The 15628-nt window shown below is 64.5% G+C and carries 12 protein-coding genes; 3 read left to right on the top strand and 9 right to left on the bottom strand.

What is annotated here, in order from left to right:
- Positions 1-48: 48 nt before the first annotated feature.
- Positions 49-1299 (bottom strand): D-amino acid dehydrogenase, encoded by a 1251-nt coding sequence (locus MNR02_RS21510; RefSeq protein ID WP_241949789.1) that lies wholly within the window; start codon positions 1297-1299, stop codon positions 49-51.
- A gap of 26 nt (positions 1300-1325) precedes the next feature.
- Positions 1326-2450, bottom strand: coding sequence for an alanine racemase (gene alr / locus MNR02_RS21515; protein WP_241949790.1), 1125 nt, complete (start codon positions 2448-2450; stop codon positions 1326-1328).
- A 127-nt stretch (positions 2451-2577) separates the two neighbouring features.
- On the opposite strand from alr, the gene MNR02_RS21520 reads away from it, so the two are divergent.
- Complete coding sequence (locus MNR02_RS21520) at positions 2578-3042, top strand: Lrp/AsnC family transcriptional regulator (protein WP_241603911.1); 465 nt, start codon at positions 2578-2580, stop codon at positions 3040-3042.
- A 46-nt stretch (positions 3043-3088) separates the two neighbouring features.
- Here the strand turns inward: MNR02_RS21520 and MNR02_RS21525 are convergent, their stop codons facing one another.
- Positions 3089-3673: a tyrosine phosphatase family protein gene (locus tag MNR02_RS21525; protein ID WP_241603907.1), complete on the bottom strand. Its 585-nt coding sequence runs from the start codon at positions 3671-3673 to the stop codon at positions 3089-3091.
- A 220-nt stretch (positions 3674-3893) separates the two neighbouring features.
- Between MNR02_RS21525 and MNR02_RS21530 the strand changes: the two genes are divergently transcribed.
- On the top strand, positions 3894-4505 hold the full coding sequence (locus tag MNR02_RS21530) for a TerC family protein (RefSeq protein WP_241603904.1): 612 nt from the start codon (positions 3894-3896) through the stop codon (positions 4503-4505).
- A gap of 42 nt (positions 4506-4547) precedes the next feature.
- On the opposite strand, the gene MNR02_RS21535 is transcribed toward MNR02_RS21530, so the two are convergent.
- The 3 genes from MNR02_RS21535 to MNR02_RS21545 form a co-directional block, all read right to left on the bottom strand.
- Positions 4548-7748, bottom strand: a complete 3201-nt coding sequence (locus MNR02_RS21535; protein ID WP_241949791.1) for an efflux RND transporter permease subunit — start codon at positions 7746-7748, stop codon at positions 4548-4550.
- A gap of 122 nt (positions 7749-7870) precedes the next feature.
- Positions 7871-9061: an efflux RND transporter periplasmic adaptor subunit gene (locus MNR02_RS21540; protein WP_241949792.1), complete on the bottom strand. Its 1191-nt coding sequence runs from the start codon at positions 9059-9061 to the stop codon at positions 7871-7873.
- A gap of 47 nt (positions 9062-9108) precedes the next feature.
- Positions 9109-9903: an alpha/beta hydrolase fold domain-containing protein gene (locus MNR02_RS21545; RefSeq protein ID WP_241949793.1), complete on the bottom strand. Its 795-nt coding sequence runs from the start codon at positions 9901-9903 to the stop codon at positions 9109-9111.
- A 143-nt stretch (positions 9904-10046) separates the two neighbouring features.
- Here MNR02_RS21545 and MNR02_RS21550 point away from each other — a divergent pair, with 143 nt between their 5' ends.
- Positions 10047-10961: a LysR family transcriptional regulator gene (locus tag MNR02_RS21550; RefSeq protein ID WP_241949794.1), complete on the top strand. Its 915-nt coding sequence runs from the start codon at positions 10047-10049 to the stop codon at positions 10959-10961.
- A gap of 28 nt (positions 10962-10989) precedes the next feature.
- On the opposite strand, the gene MNR02_RS21555 is transcribed toward MNR02_RS21550, so the two are convergent.
- The 3 genes from MNR02_RS21555 to mprF form a co-directional block, all read right to left on the bottom strand.
- Complete coding sequence (locus MNR02_RS21555; RefSeq protein WP_241603889.1) at positions 10990-11436, bottom strand: VOC family protein; 447 nt, start codon at positions 11434-11436, stop codon at positions 10990-10992.
- Positions 11437-11546: 110 nt separating this feature from the next.
- On the bottom strand, positions 11547-12902 hold the full coding sequence (locus tag MNR02_RS21560) for a virulence factor family protein (protein WP_305854563.1): 1356 nt from the start codon (positions 12900-12902) through the stop codon (positions 11547-11549).
- Positions 12899-15496, bottom strand: a complete 2598-nt coding sequence (gene mprF, locus MNR02_RS21565) for a bifunctional lysylphosphatidylglycerol flippase/synthetase MprF (RefSeq protein WP_241949795.1) — start codon at positions 15494-15496, stop codon at positions 12899-12901. The genes MNR02_RS21560 and mprF overlap by 4 nt, the downstream gene beginning before the upstream one ends.
- Between the last annotated feature and the right edge of the window lie 132 nt (positions 15497-15628).

Raw genomic sequence — 15628 nt, forward strand, 5'->3', positions numbered from 1 at the left:
GGAAGCTAGCCTATGAGATGTAAGGATTTGGTTTATGGATCGGCGCCGTCAGGCATAACGCGCGACGGCGAGGTCGGTGGCGTCGATCTCGGGCTTTCGACCGGAGACGAGGTCGGCGATCACGCGGGCCGAGCCGGAGCTCATCGTCCAGCCAAGCGTGCCGTGGCCGGTGTTGAGATAGAGGCCGGCGATCTTCGTCGGCCCGATGACAGGGGTGCCATCGGGTGTCATCGGGCGCAGGCCGGACCAGAAGCTCGCCTTCGACACGTCGCCGCCGGGGAAGAGGTCGGTGACGGAATGCTGCAGCGTCAGGCGGCGCGGTTCGCCAAGATCGTTGGTATAGCCGGAGATTTCCGCCATGCCGCCGACGCGAATCCGGTCGCCGAGCCGCGTGATGGCGATCTTGTAGGTCTCGTCCATTACGGTGGAGACCGGCGCGCGCGTCTCGTCGGTGATCGGGATCGTCAGGGAATAGCCCTTGACCGGGTAGACCGGCAGCCGGATGCCGTGCGGGCGCACGAGCAGGGGAGAGAAGCTGCCGAGCGCCACGACCACGGCATCGGCCTCGATGCGGCCATGGGCCGTGATGACGCCGGTGATGCGTCCGGCCTCCACATCGAGCCCGCGAATGATGCTGCCATAGTTAAAGGTGACGCCGAGCGCCTTTGCCTTCTCCGCCAGCGCATTGGCGAATTTGAAGCAGTCGCCGGTCTCGTCCTTCGGCGTCAGCAGCCCGCCGACGATCTTTTCACGCACATGCCCGAGCGCTGGCTCCACGCGGATACAGCCTTCCGGATCGAGCACCTCATAGGGAATGCCGTCGGCGGCGAGCGCCGTGACGTCCTTGGCCGATGCGTCGAGCTGGGCTTGCGTGCGAAAGAGCTGCAGCGTGCCCTGCATGCGCTCGTCATAGGAGATGCCGGTCTCCTCGCGCAACGCGGCGAGCGCCACGCGGCTGTAATCGGCGAGCCGCAGCATGCGGCTCTTGTTGAGCGCGTAGCGGTCCGACGTGCAGTTGCGCAGCATCTGCGCCATCCAGGACAGCATGGCCATATCGACCTTGGGACGCAGGATGAGCGGGGCATGCTGCATGAACAGCCATTTCATCGCCTTCATGGGAATACCGGGAGCGGCCCAGGGCGAGCAATAGCCGAAGGAGACCTCGCCGGCATTGGCATAACTGGTCTCCAGTGCCGGGCCGGGCTGGCGGTCGATAACGGTGACGTCGTGGCCGGCACGCGCGAGCTGATAGGCGGATGTGACGCCGACGATGCCGGCGCCGAGAACGATGACTTTCATGATGCCCTCGAAGGAAAGAGACGATGTCAGCGATAGGTGCGCTGGTAGCGGTTTCCGAGACCGGTCAGGATCTCGTAGGAAATGGTGCCGGCGTCGCGGGCAACATCCTCCAGCGTCTGGTTGGGCCCCAGTAGCTCGACACGGCTGCCGAGCGTGAGGCGCCCCTCCGGCAGTGCGGAGATGTCGATGGTGATGCTGTCCATGGAGACACGGCCCACGATGGGAAGGCGGATGCCGTCGCAATAGACGGCGCCGCGGCCCGAGAGACTGCGCGGCAGGCCGTCCGCATAGCCGGCGGCAATGGTGGCAAGACGGGTCTCGCCCGTCACGATATGGGTGCCACTATAGCCGACGCGCGCGCCCGCCTGCACCGTGCGGGTCTGCACCACCGATATGTCGAGGCTGACGACCGGCTCCATCGGGTTTGCCCGGCCGAAAACGGGCGCGCCGCCATAGAGCGCGATACCGGGGCGGGCGAGCACGCCGTGATAAGGCTGGCCGAGAAAGATGCCGCCGGAGTTGGCAAAGCACAGGTCGAACTGCGCGAAGGTGGCCGCGACGGCCTGCATCTCGGCAAGCTGGCTGGCGTTTTGCGCGCTCTCGGCGTCGTCGGCGCTGGCAAGATGGCTCATCACGAAAAGTACGGCGATCCCCGCTTCGGCTTTCACCAGAGCCGCGAGCACTTCGCGCTCCTCCGGCGGCACGCCGAGGCGCGACATGCCGGTGTCGAACTGGAGGACGGCGGGAAGGATGCGGCCCGCAGCCTTCGCCGCGCCGGCCCATTGCCGCCACTGCTCAAGCGAGCTGATGACCGGCACGATGCCGTGGCGTGCACAGGCACTTTCATTGCCAGGCAGAAGGCCGTTCAGCACGAAGATGCGGGCATCGTCGGCCAGCAGCGGGCGAAGCCTCAGGGCCTCGACGAACTGGGCTACGAAGAAATGCCGGCAGCCTTCGGCATAGAGCCGAGGCGCGACATGGTCGGCGCCCAGCCCGTAGGCATCGGCCTTTACCACGGCTGCGGCGCGTGCCGGGGAAACTTCCGCCGTCAGCCGTGCATAGTTGCGGGCAAGTGCGGCCAGATCGATGGTAAGATAGCCGGATGCGCCGCCGATCTCTTCGCTGATGTGTCGTGATGTTACGCCGTCCATACCCGTCCCCCGAGCCTTTTATCGAAGCCTAGTGAAACGATCGTGAAATTTCCGGCCGATGAATGCTTGATTGTTGTGTGCTTGCATGATTGTTGGAAGAAACGTTGATGTTTCGGAACAATCTGCCATGGCCGCTCTCGATACGATCGACCGCAACATCCTGCGGCTCCTCCGGCTCGATGCGCGAATGAGCAATGCCGCGCTCGCCGCGGAAGTGGGGCTGTCGCCCTCCGCCTGCCTGCGGCGCATCCGGCTGATGGAAAAGGCGGGTGTTATCAGGGGCTATACGGCGCTCGTCGATACCGGGAGTGCCGAGGCGACGATCGCCGTCATCATCAACATCACGCTGGAGCGCCAGACGGAGGACCATCTGGACCGCTTCGAGGCGGCGGTGCGTCGGCACCCGGAAATCCGCGAATGTTTCCTGATGACGGGCGGCTCGGATTATCTCCTGCGTGTCGAGGTCGCCAATGCCGGCGACTTCGAGCGGATTCACAAGGAAATCCTGTCGGCGCTGCCGGGCGTCCAGCGCATCCATTCCAGCTTTTCGATCCGCAATGTGCTGGCGACACGCCCGCGGGGTCGGCGGTAGCCAATGTCCAGCCGAAGCAGGATCGCTTCTGCGCCGGACCAGACGGTCAGTCGGTGACCGCCATGCGCAGCTCCGCCTCGCGGCCGAGCATCGTCATCCATTCCGTGTATTTCGGCTGGTTGCGGATCTGCCGGCCGTAGTGGCGGCGCAGGGCCGCTGTCAGATCGCCGCCACGCCCGAGCTGCTCGTCGGCAAAACCGATCATCTGCGAATTCGGCCAGGCCTGCGGGCGGATCTCGACGAGACGCCGGAACAGGTCTTCGGCCTCCTCACCCGGGTTCGCCTGCGCCATCAGGGTCAGCATGGCGGCCGTGGAGCGGGATATGCCCATATGGCAATGGACGAGAAGGTGGCTCTGTGCGTCCTGCTCCTGCCGGGCGAGGAAATCGCTGCCGAAGGCCAGCACCGCCGCGACGTGATCGGGGTGCGGCATCACGCGGTCGGGTATCGCGGAAATGATGTCGTGGAAGCGCAACGTCGTGCGATGGTGCTGCCCGTAGGTTGCGAAGGCCTCCAACTCCGGCAGGTCTGGGTCGACGATGGACAGGACATGGGTGACGGCGCGGTCGCGCTGCCCGGGCAGTTCATCGATGCCGCACACCGTCAGCACGGGCGAAAAGATCATGTCCATATTCGTATCCTCGCAAATTCCACTCATGACCGACAGGGCGTCGGGAAACGATAGATAGTCAAATGCGAGCCGCGCGACAACGAAGCGTTTTGCCGCTGAGCGGCAATCTGCGCGCGGCGGCGGCCACGCCATCTTGCAAAATGCGAAGCCGGGGCGCACTGATCCGTATCCCCGGGCAGGGATGACCCGGAGGCGAACCGCGACATTTGAGGTATGACGCATGGAAATTCTGACGGCAGCCGGGCTGACGGCGCTCTTGCAGGTTATTGCAATCGATCTGGTGCTGGCGGGGGACAATGCCGTGGTCATCGGTCTTGCCGCGGCGGGGCTCGATCCCGCCCAGCGAAAGAAGGCCATTCTCGTCGGCATCATCGCGGCCACTGTGCTGCGCATCATTTTCGCCACCGTGGCTGTGCATCTTCTGGCCATTATCGGCCTGCTCCTGGCCGGCGGCCTGCTTCTACTGTGGGTCTGCTGGAAGATGTGGCGCGAACTGCGTGGCGGGCATAGTGACACCGATGGCCTGCCGGCCGAAGGCGCGCCGAAGAAGACGTTCATGCAGGCTGCGACCCAGATCGTCGTCGCCGATGTCTCCATGTCGCTGGATAACGTGCTGGCCGTTGCCGGCGCGGCGCGCGAGCATCCGAGCGTGCTCATCGTCGGCCTTGCGCTCTCCATCGCGCTGATGGGCATTGCGGCGAACTTCATCGCCCGCCTTCTCAACAAACATCGCTGGATCGCCTATATCGGCCTTGCCATTATCCTCTATGTCTCGCTCGACATGATCTATCGCGGCGCGGTCGAGGTGCTGCCATACGTGCCGATCGACTGACGCGACGAAAAAGGCCGGGATGAACCCGGCCTTTCGTTTCGTTCAGTGCTGCACCGCGGGCGTGCCTTCCGGCTCCTCCTCGGACATGGTCGACCGTCCGTGCTGGACGAGCGGGCGGTTGCCCGCGATCCGGCGCATCAGCACATAGAAGACCGGCGTCATGAAGATGCCGAAGAAGGTCACGCCGATCATGCCGCAGAACACGGCAAGACCCATGGCCGAGCGCATTTCCGCGCCCGCGCCGGTCGACAGGACGAGCGGCACGACGCCCATGATGAAGGCCATGGAGGTCATGAGGATCGGGCGAAGACGCAGGCGGCTGGCTTCGATGGCCGCCTGGATCGGGGTTCGGCCTTCGAATTCCAGTTCGCGGGCGAATTCCACGATGAGAATGGCGTTCTTCGCCGATAGTCCCACCAGCACCACAAGGCCGATCTGGGTGAAGACGTTGTTGTCGCCGCCCGTGTACCAGACCCCGGCGAGCGCGGCGAGCACGCCCATCGGTACGATCATGATGATGGCGATCGGCAGCGTCAGGCTCTCATACTGCGCGGCAAGCACGAGATAGACGAGCAGCAGCGCGAGCGGGAAGACGACGATGCTCGAATTGCCGGCCAGGATCTGCTGGTAGGTCAGGTCCGTCCATTCGAAATCGATGCCGGCGGGAAGCGTTTCCGCAGCGATCTTCTCGATGGCGACCTGTGCCTGACCCGACGAGAAGCCTGGCGCAGGCCCGCCGTTGATGTCGGCGGCGAGGAAGCCGTTGTAGCGCGTGGTGCGTTCCGGCCCCGTCGTCGCATCCACCTTCAGGAGGGCGGAAAGCGGGATCATTTCGCCCGACTGCGAACGCACCTTCAGCTGGCCGATGTCTTCCGGCTTGGCGCGGAAGGCGGAATCAGCCTGCACGCGCACGCTGTAGGTGCGCCCGAAGGCGTTGAAGTCGTTGACGTAGAGCGAGCCGAGATAGATCTGCAGGGTCTCGAACACATCCGTAACCCGGACGCCGAGCTGCTGGGCCTTCGCCCGGTCGAGATCGGCGTAGAGCTGCGGCACGTTGATCTGGAAGCTGGAGAACAGGCCGGCCAGCTCCGGCGTCTGGTACGCCCTGCCGAGGAAGGCCTGGGTCGCCTCGTTCAGGGCAGCATAGCCAAGGCCCGCGCGGTCCTCGATCTGCAGCTTGAAGCCGCCCGTCGTGCCGAGACCGTTGACCGGCGGCGGCGGGAACATGGCGATGAAGGCGTCCTGAATGCCGGCGAACTTCTGGTTCAGCTGCATGGCGATTGCGCCGCCGGAGAGATCCGGCGTCTTGCGCTTGTCAAAATCGTCGAGAACCGCAAACACGATGCCGGAATTCGAGCCGATGGTGAAGCCGTTGATCGACAGGCCCGGGAAGGCGATGGCATGCGCCACGCCCGGCTGTTCCAGCGCAATCGCGCTCATTCTCTTGATGACGTCTTCCGTGCGGTCGAGGGTCGCGCCATCGGGCAACTGTGCGAAGCCGACGAGATACTGCTTGTCCTGCGCCGGCACGAAGCCGCCCGGCACGGCATTGAACACCGTGTAGGTCGCGCCGACGAGGGCGAGATAGACCAGCATGACCAGCGACTTGCGGTTCACCAGGGCGCCGACGCCGCGGCCATAGCCGTTGCCGGCCGCGCCGAATGCCCGGTTGAAGCCGCGGAAGAACCAGCCGAACAGGCCGTCCATCACGCGGGTCAGCCAATCCTTCGGCGCGTGATGATCCTTCAGGAGCAGCGCGGCAAGGGCAGGGGACAGTGTCAGCGAATTGATGGCCGAGATGACCGTGGAGATGGCGATGGTCAACGCGAACTGGCGGTAGAACTGACCGGACAGGCCACTGATGAAGGCGAGCGGCACGAAAACCGCGACGAGCACCAGCGCAATTGCAATGATCGGGCCCGACACCTCGCGCATCGCCCGGTAGGTGGCGTCGCGTGGACTCAGGCCGTTTTCGATGTTGCGCTCCACGTTCTCCACCACGACGATCGCGTCGTCCACCACGATGCCGATGGCCAGCACGAGGCCGAACAGCGTCAGCGCGTTCACCGAGAAGCCGAAGGCATACATGACGGCGAAGGTGCCGATGATGGAGACGGGCACGGCGAGCAGCGGGATGATCGAGGCGCGCCAGGTCTGGAGGAAAAGAATGACGACGAGCACTACGAGCGCGATGGCTTCGAGCAGCGTATCAACGACCTTGTCGATGGAGGCGCGCACGAATTCCGTCGTGTCGTAGACGATCTCGTACTTCACGCCGTCGGGCATGGCGAGCTGAAGCTGGTCCATGGTGGCGCGCACGCTGTCGGCGATCTCGATGGCGTTGGAACCCGGCGCCTGAAGCACGGCGACGGCGACGGCAGGCTGCCCGTCGAGCAGGGAGCGCAGCGTATAGTCGGCGGCACCGAGTTCGACGCGTGCGACATCCCTCAGGCGGGTGATCTGTCCCTCGGGCCCGGCCTTGACGATGATGTTGCCGAATTCCTCGGGGGTGCGCAGACGGCCCTGGGCATTGACGTTGAGCTGGAGGTTGACGTCGTTTGGCGTCGGGGAAGCGCCGATGATGCCGGCGGCCGCCTGCACATTCTGTTCGCGAATGGCGTTGCTGATATCGCTTGCCGCCAGCGCATGCTCGGCGGCCTTCTGCGGATCGATCCACACGCGCATCGCATAGTCGCCGGCGCCGAAGACCTGCACCTGCCCGACACCTTCGATGCGGGCGAGGCGGTCCTTGATGTTCAGCGTGGCGTAGTTGCGAAGATAGGTCACGTCATAGCGGTCGGTCGTCGAGACGAGGTTCACCACCATGATGAAGTCGGGCGAGCTCTTGACCGTGGTCACGCCGAGCGAGCGCACCTCCGCCGGCAGGCGCGGCTCGGCCTGCGACACGCGGTTCTGCACGAGCTGCTGGGCCTTGTCGGGATCGGTGCCGAGCTTGAAGGTGACCGTGAGCGTCAGCACGCCGTCCGACGTCGCCTGGCTGTTCATATACAGCATGTCCTCCACGCCGTTGATCTGCTCTTCGAGCGGCGTGGCGACGGTTTCGGCGATGACGACGGGGTTGGCGCCCGGATAGACGGCACGCACCACGATCGAGGGCGGAACGACTTCCGGATATTCAGAAATCGGCAGGGCGCGCATGCCGATCAGGCCTGCCACCACGATGAGGATCGATAGAACCCCGGCAAAGACCGGGCGATCCACGAAGAAACGGGAGATGTTCATTTTGCACCCTCTCCAGGATGAAATTCGGACGAACGAGCCCACCCGGCGGGCAAGGCTCCGCCGGCGGACATGGATTTGCATGCAATCGGGGCGGGGCCTTTACGTCGCCCCGCCGGCCGCCGTTACTTCACGGCGGCGACGCTTTCCTGTTCCTGCGGATCGACCACGACGCCGGGGCGAACGCGCTGCAGGCCGTTGACGACCACTTTGTCCCCATCGGCAAGGCCGCTTTCGACGATACGCTCGTTGCCGGACAGGCTACCGAGCACGACAGGCCGGTAGGTGACCTTGTTCTCCTTGTCGACGACGAAGACGAACTTCTTGTCCTGGTCGGTGCCGACGGCCTTTTCGCTGACGAGGATCTTGCTCTCGGCCTTCGGCTCGCCCATGCGGATGCGCACGAACTGGCCGGGGATCAGGCGATTGCCGGGATTGTCGAACACGGCGCGCACGGCAATCGTGCCGCTGGCCGCATCCACCTCGTTGCCGATCAGCTGGAGCTTGCCGTGGATAGGCGTGCCTTCGTCGGCGAGGGTGCCGACCTCCACCGGGATCTGCTCGATCGGCGGCAATGCGCCTTCGGATGCGGGCAGGGCTGCAAGCGCCGCCGCAACCGTTTCCTCGCTGACATTGAAGCTCGCATAGATCGGATCGACAGAAACGAGCGTCGTCAGCGCCGGGGAAGCCGAGCCGCCCGCCACGAGGTTTCCGGTGGTGATTTCCACCCGGCCGACGCGGCCGGCGACGGGTGCGCGTACATTCGTATAGCTGAGCTCGAGCTCAGCGGCATCGAGCGTGGCACGCGCGGTAGTCAGCGCCGCTTCGGCCTCGGCCACCGCGTTCAGGCGCTGGTCGATATCGCTTTGCGAGATACTGTTGCTTTGCGCGAGGCGCTCGCCGCGCTCAAGCTGGGTTCTGGCGAGTTTAACCCGGGCCTCGGCGGAGGCGAACTGGCCCTTCGCCTGCGTCACCGCCGTCTGGAAGGGCTGGGGATCGATGGTGAAGAGCAGGTCGCCAGCCTTCACCAGCGCACCCTCACGGAAGTTGACCGACTGGATGGCGCCCGAAACGCGCGAGCGAACCTGCACGCGTTCGATGGCCTCCAGGCGGCCAGAGAATTCCTGCCATGTCACCACATCGCGGTTCTCGACAACCGTGACGGTCACGGGCACCGCGGGAACCTCAGCGGAGACGGTCGCCTCGGCCTTGGCGGCGGTGGCGGGCAGTTGGAAGATCAGGGCTGCGGCAGAAGCAGACACAGCCAGTCCCAGGCCGGCGCCCGTGAGGGCCCAGCGCTTGCGCTTCGACATCATTGTTTTCTCCAGTGCGGCTTGGGTCCGCGTTATGTTTTCAATTCAAATCAGGCAGTGCTTATATTGTGAACGAAACCGGAGAACTGGTCGGCGACGACGCCTGCCCAGTTCCCGGCACCATCGGGTGTCCCGCTGTAAATCGTTGGCCAGCCTGTTCCCGCGGGGAGGACATGCTGCTGAACCTTGACGCCCGCCGCGCTGAGGCTTGCGGCATAACCCAGGCCCTCGTCGAGAAGCGGATCGTCCTCAGAGGACAGGATGAGCGCCGGTGCAAGGCCCGTAAGGCGCGAGCACATCGACGGTGCGGCATAGGGGTGGCAGACCCCGCCGCTGAGATAGTGGCTCCAACCGTCGGCCCAGCGGCTGCGCATGCCGATGGCGTCCGCCTTGCGGAAGGATGGGGTGGCCATGAAGGGATCGAGCAGCGGCGACAGCAGGACCTGGCCGTCGAGCTCGTCGGCGAAGTGATCCCGCGCCTTCAGCGCAACGCCGGCCGCGACATTGCCGCCCGCTTCCTCTCCGCCGATCAACAGAAGCGACTTGCGGTCGCCGAGACCGGCGCGCTTCTTGGCCAGATAGGAAAAGATGGAAAAGCCGGTTTCGAGCGGCTGCGGAAAGACGCTGCCGTCCTCGTTATAGTTCGGCACGGCGACGATGGCGCCGGTGCCGGCAATGCATTCGGCGAGCGGGCAATGGGTGAGGCCCGACTGCATGAACGCGCCGCCATGGAAATAGAGCAGGACCGGTGCGCCCTTGGCGTACTCCGCTCCCTGATAGACGCGCACCGACACGGGGCCGGAGGCCACCTTGTCGAACGTCATATCCTTTATTTCCACCGGCATCGATTTTGTCCTGTGGCCCTGTTGGAAATAGGAGGGGCCCTCACCATTTATATCGTTATTCATTGCACCCAGATAAGTGTGGTAAAATTGATTTCACTGTTCGATAACTCGAACAATCATGTCTTCCATAGCGGGAATGTTCCATGGATCAGCTTTCTGCGATGCGCGTTTTCCTTCGTGTCGTCGAGATGGGAAATTTCACCCGGGCGGCCGATACCCTGGGAATGCCCAAAGCCACTGTCAGCAATCTCATTCATAACCTCGAGGCGCACCTGCAAACCAAGCTGCTGAACCGCACGACGCGCCGGGTGATGGTGACGACGGACGGCGCGCTCTACTATGAGCGGGCCAACCAGATCATCACCGAGATCGATGAATTGGACGGCAGCCTTTCACATTCGCGCACCAATCCGAGCGGCCGCCTGCGCGTGGAGATGTCCGGCGCCTTCGCCGATCTTGTGGTCATTCCGGCGCTGAAGGAGTTCCACGAGGCCTATCCCGATATCAGCATCGACCTTGGTGTCGGCGACCGGCCGGTGGATTATCTCGCGGAGAATGTCGACTGCGCGCTCAGGGCAGGCGCGCCGGGCAACACGTCGCTTATCGCGCGGCGGGTTGGCGAGGTCGACCTCCTGGCCTGCGCGGCGCCCGACTACATAGCGGCCTTCGGTACACCACAGCATCCGGCGGAGCTCGAAACCGACCACCGTCTGGTGAACTACTTCTTCGCGCAGAACAACCGCATCATGCCCTTCGCGCTGACGCGCGGAGAAGAGAGGATCGAGATCAACGGCCGATATACCGTATCGACCAACGATGCGCGCAGCTATTCCACAGCCGCGCTTTCGGGGCTGGGCATCGCCCTGCTCGCCCGTTTCATGGCGCGCGGGGCGCTGGAAGATGGCCGGCTGGTGCCGGTGCTGGCCGACTGGGAGGTCGAGCGGCTTCAGCTCTACGTCGTCTATCCGCCCAACCGGCATCTCAGCAACAAGGTCCGTGTTTTCGTCGACTGGCTCGTGCGCCTGCTGGCGCGCTCGCAACTGGCCCCGCACGATTGAGCACGCTGTCGGTCGTAATGGCGAGATCTCAGCCTTGCTTCGGCTTCCAGTCGGCGGACGGTATTGTGTTGATCATCCACGGCACGCCGAATTTGTCGGTCAGCGAGCCAAAGCCGGGGGACCAGAAGGTTTCGTCAAAAGGCATGCCCGGCCGCCCGCCGTCACAAAGCGCGTCATACCAGCGCTTCGCCTCGACCTTGTCGGTTGTGTGCAATGTCACGTCGAAGCCGTTCTTGGGCTTGCCGACATTCGGTGCCCACGCGACGTCCATGTCCGCGCCCATCAACGCCTGATCGCCGACCTGCAGCCAGCAATGCATAAGCCAGTCCTTGTACTTTTCGTCGCTGATGGGCATGTCCGGTGGCGCGGCGCTATAGGGCATGGCAGCCGTGATCGTCCCGCCGAGAACCTCGGCATAGAACTCGAACGCCTCCCGGCACTGGCCCTGGAAACTCAGGCTGGTCACGATCTTCACGATGCTATCCCTCCTCCCTAGAGTGACGCGTCACTATCCTACCGATCGGCATGGAGGTCAACCTGACGGCGTCCGGGCAAGATCGCAGAGACAGGAGGAGCCATCCTGCCCTAGCCGCCGAGGCGCTTCTTCAACCCATCCACGATGCGGCCGGCAAGGGCCTCGTAGTCGCCGTCGAAATGGTGCCCTCCCTCGATGGAGATAGATTCCACGCCCGAGGCCTTCAGTGTCGGGCACGGGTCGTCGTCCTCTTCGCTGCCATAAATGCATTGCACCATCTTGGGGTCGATCTTGGCAATGTCCTTGACGGGATCGCCGCCCGCCCCTTCCCCGGCCACGCCGAGCCAACCCGTCACCGATATCTCGTAGTCCACCTGGTGCGACAGCGCCATCAGCGTCACCTGCGGCACCCGCTTGCGGTCTTCCGCCGGAAGCAGGTTGTAGGTTGCCGGCAGCACATCGGCGCCGAAGGAGTAGCCGACGAGCAGCACATGCTTGACGTTCCATTCCTTGCTGAAGGCATCGATGATGCGGGATAGGTCGTCCGCCGTTTCCTGCGGCTTTCGCTCGGACCAGAAGTAGCGCAGCGAATCCACGCCGACGACGGGAATGCCGCGCTCTTGCAGCGCGCCGGCCACCTGCTTGTCGATGTCGCGCCACCCGCCGTCACCGGAGTAGACCACAGCCATCGTGTCATAGGCCGGCGTCGCCTTGAGGATGCTGAGCGGCAGGCCAAGGGGCGTTTCTGTGTCGGCGGCGGCATCCACCCGGTCGGCCAGCGCCTGCGAAAGCGCATCGGCGGCGCTTGCCGTCTCGTCGCGCACCTCGATATCGGGATGCGAAGCCTGCAGCGTCATCACATGGTCGCGGCCGGCCTGCGGGGCGGCGGTGGTGAAAAGCACCGTCACCGGCGCCGGCAGCGGCCCGTCGGTCAGACCATAGAGTGTGCGGTCTCCCGCCTTCGTCTTGCTGGCGGGGGTGCAGAGCACCTTGTCCAGCGCGATACCTGCTTCCGGATCGACGGCAATAGCCTGGTCGAGCGTGGCGGCGGGGCTCTGGGCGATCATGGCGAGGGCCAGGGCACCCCCTTCCCCGATGCCCGCGACGATGGGCGGATTGTACTGTGTCGCCCCGCCGGCGCGCTGGGTCTGGTGGGCCAGCGATTCCACGTCGGAGATCATGTAGACGCAGTCGCCGGTATCCGCGGCGAGCGTCTTGAGGTAGGTCGGCAGGTCGATGCCGACGACGGCCGCGCCCTTCGCGGCCAGGTCCGCAGCCTGCTTGTCCTCCTGCTCGCCCCAGCCGTCCTTGCCGGAGATCAGGAACACGCTCGCCTCAGGCGCACCGTCTGGCATGGTGATATGATCGGCGGGGATCATGCCTGTGTCGAAGCTCTGCGCCATGGCTGCGCACGGCAGGAGGCCGGCGAGCAGCGCGGCGGCCGTAAGACGGGACAGAACCTTCATTTCGAGATTACTCCTTTGACGCCGCCGCCGATCAGAAAGGTCACGTCCATCAGGGCCAGCGCCGCCCCCGTGCCATTGGAAACCGCAAGATAGCGCGGTTCCCAGCGGGGATGAAACTTCGATTTGAAGGCCCGCAAGCCCTTGAAATTGTAGAAGCGCTCGCCGTGTTCGAAAAGCGCGCCGCCGACGCGGTCCCATACGGGGGCCGCCTCGCGCCGCGCCATGCCCGACAACGGCGCCATGCCGAGGTTGAACTGGGCATATTTTTCGTTGCGCAGATAGTCGAGAATGCTGGCGAACAGGAAATCCATCGTGCCCTTGGGCGCATCCGGCGCAAAGCGCATGAGATCGACCGTCGCCTCGGCTTTCGTATCCGTCACCATGAGCGTCGCAAAGGCCACGATGCTCTCGGCGAGCCGAACGACCGCAACGGGCTGGGACAGCACGTAATCGTCATCGAAGGCGCCGAGCGAGAAGGTCTTTTCCTTGGCGTTGTGATGGTCGAGCCAGCCATCGGACACGGCACGAAGATCGTCGAGGATCGGCGCGATATCGCCCGGCGGGACGACGCTGAATGTCAGCCCGTCGCGAAGGCCGCGGTTATACGACTGGCGCAGATTGGCGAAACGGCTGCCCTTGAGCTCGAATTCCGCAAGGTCGATTGTGGCGAGCTCGCCGAGCTTGAAGGCCCGAAGGCCCACATCCGCGCAGGCGCCGAGCAAAGCGGGCGAAATCTGGTAGAAGGCGGCGCGCCCTCCGCCCGCCCTCGCCGCGCCGACGAATTGCCAGACGAGTTCGGGAAATTCTTCCTCCGCGCCGATCGGATCCGCCAGTGCGATCCAGGAACGGCCGTGGATGCCGTACATGATGTAGGAGCGGCCGGAGGGGGAAAACATCAGCCGCTTGTCACCCATGCGCACCAGATTGGCATCCGCCACATCCTGCTGCATCGTCACGGCCACGGCCTGCTTCAGCTCCTCCGGCGTCGGCCCCTGCGTTCGGTAATGTGCCGGTCGCAGCAGGCTGGAAAGCGCCAGTGTCGATGCCGCGATGGCGAGGCCAAGCAACGCGCGCAATCCGCGGGGCGCCTCTTCCGAGAACTCGAACTGCCACCAGAGGTCATGCGCATAATTCGTGTCGCGATAGACGAAGAACAGGATGAAGGTCGCCGTGACAAGGATGACGGCGATGGCCATCAGCCAGGATGGGCCGAGCGCCTGGCGCAGCAGCGAACTGTGCCGGTCGAAGGCGCGCGCATTGGCAAGCAGCGCGACGATGAACAGCGCCAGGAGGGCCGCCTCGAAGACCGCGATGGCCTTCAGGAAGGCGAAGGCGAAGGCAACAGCAGCGCCAGCGAGCGCGACCCACCAAGCACCGTCGAGCCGCTGGCCAAGTCCGCGTGCAGCCACGATCAGAAGCAGGCCGATAAGGCTCGAGAGGAAATGCGCACCCTCGACGATCGGCAGCGGCAGGTAACCGGACAGGAAGTCCAGATCGGTATCGGGTGTCGGTACCACGCTCGAGAAGATCAGCATGGCGCCCAGCAGTAGCGACAGCGTGGCGATCAACGCCGGGGCGAGCTTTCCGGCAAGCTGGGCGGCCTCGGCAACGCCGGGCCGCAGCGCGAGCTGGCGCATTTCGGTCAGGAGCAGCAGGAGCGTGGCCAGAAGCAGCGGCAGCACATAGTAGATCAGGCGGTAGAGCACGAGGCTGCCGAGCAGCTGGTCGATGCCGATGGCGTTCGACAGGCCCGCCATGATCACGGCTTCGAACACCCCGAGCCCGGCCGGGACATGGCTGAGCACGCCGAAACCGATGGCCACCGCATAGATCGCGAGGAAGGTCGGCCAGCCGACATGGGTTTCCGGCAGAAGCACATAGAGCACGGAGGCCGCTGCGGCGATATCGAGCGCGGACACAAGAAACTGGCGCGAGGCGGTGCCGCTGTCGGGCAGACGCAGCCGAATTCCCTTGATATTCAGCACCCGGCCGTTGCGGCCGATATAGAAGACTGCGGCCAGCCCGGCCACGACCGCGCCGGCGATGACCCGCAGCCAGACCGCATCCACGCCGATGATGCCGGCAACGCGGGGTGCAACGGCAAGCGTGGCAAGGGCGCTGACGCCAAGCAGCCCGAGGCCGAAGGAGAGCGTGACGAAGGCGATGATGCGGGCGATCTCGCCCGGCGTCAGCCCGAGCCTGGAATAGGCGCGAAAGCGGATGGCCCCGCCGCTGAGCGGGCCGAAACCCACGGTATTGCCGACCGCATACGCCATGAAGGCGGTAACGGCGACGGAGGGGAATGGCGCCTTGCGCCCGACGTGGTCCAGCGCGTTCACGTCGTAAAGGATGAGCGCGAAGAAGCTGAGGCCGGTGAACAATGCGGCAAGCGCCATCGCGCTCCACGAGGTGGCCGAAAGCGCGGCGAGCACCTCGTCATAGCGCACCTCCGCCGTCAGCCGATACAACGCGAATGCCACGAGCGCGAAAACGCATAGACTGGCCGCACCGAGGATATAAAGTCTGTATGTGAGAAACAGCACAACGAGCCGAGACGACGTGTCCTCTGCAACCACACCTGTTTTGTCCGACATGCTCAAGCCCGCGCTGATGTTACGGCGCCGCATCCTAGCCCCGTCTGTGGCAAATATCGGGCTGATTTTTCGCAATCGTTCGACAGTGTGGGAGCAACGCGGCCCGTGCATAGCTGCATTGCACAATAAATG

The organism is Shinella sp. H4-D48 (assembly GCF_022637395.1).
In the GTDB taxonomy this organism is placed as follows: domain Bacteria; phylum Pseudomonadota; class Alphaproteobacteria; order Rhizobiales; family Rhizobiaceae; genus Shinella; species Shinella sedimenti.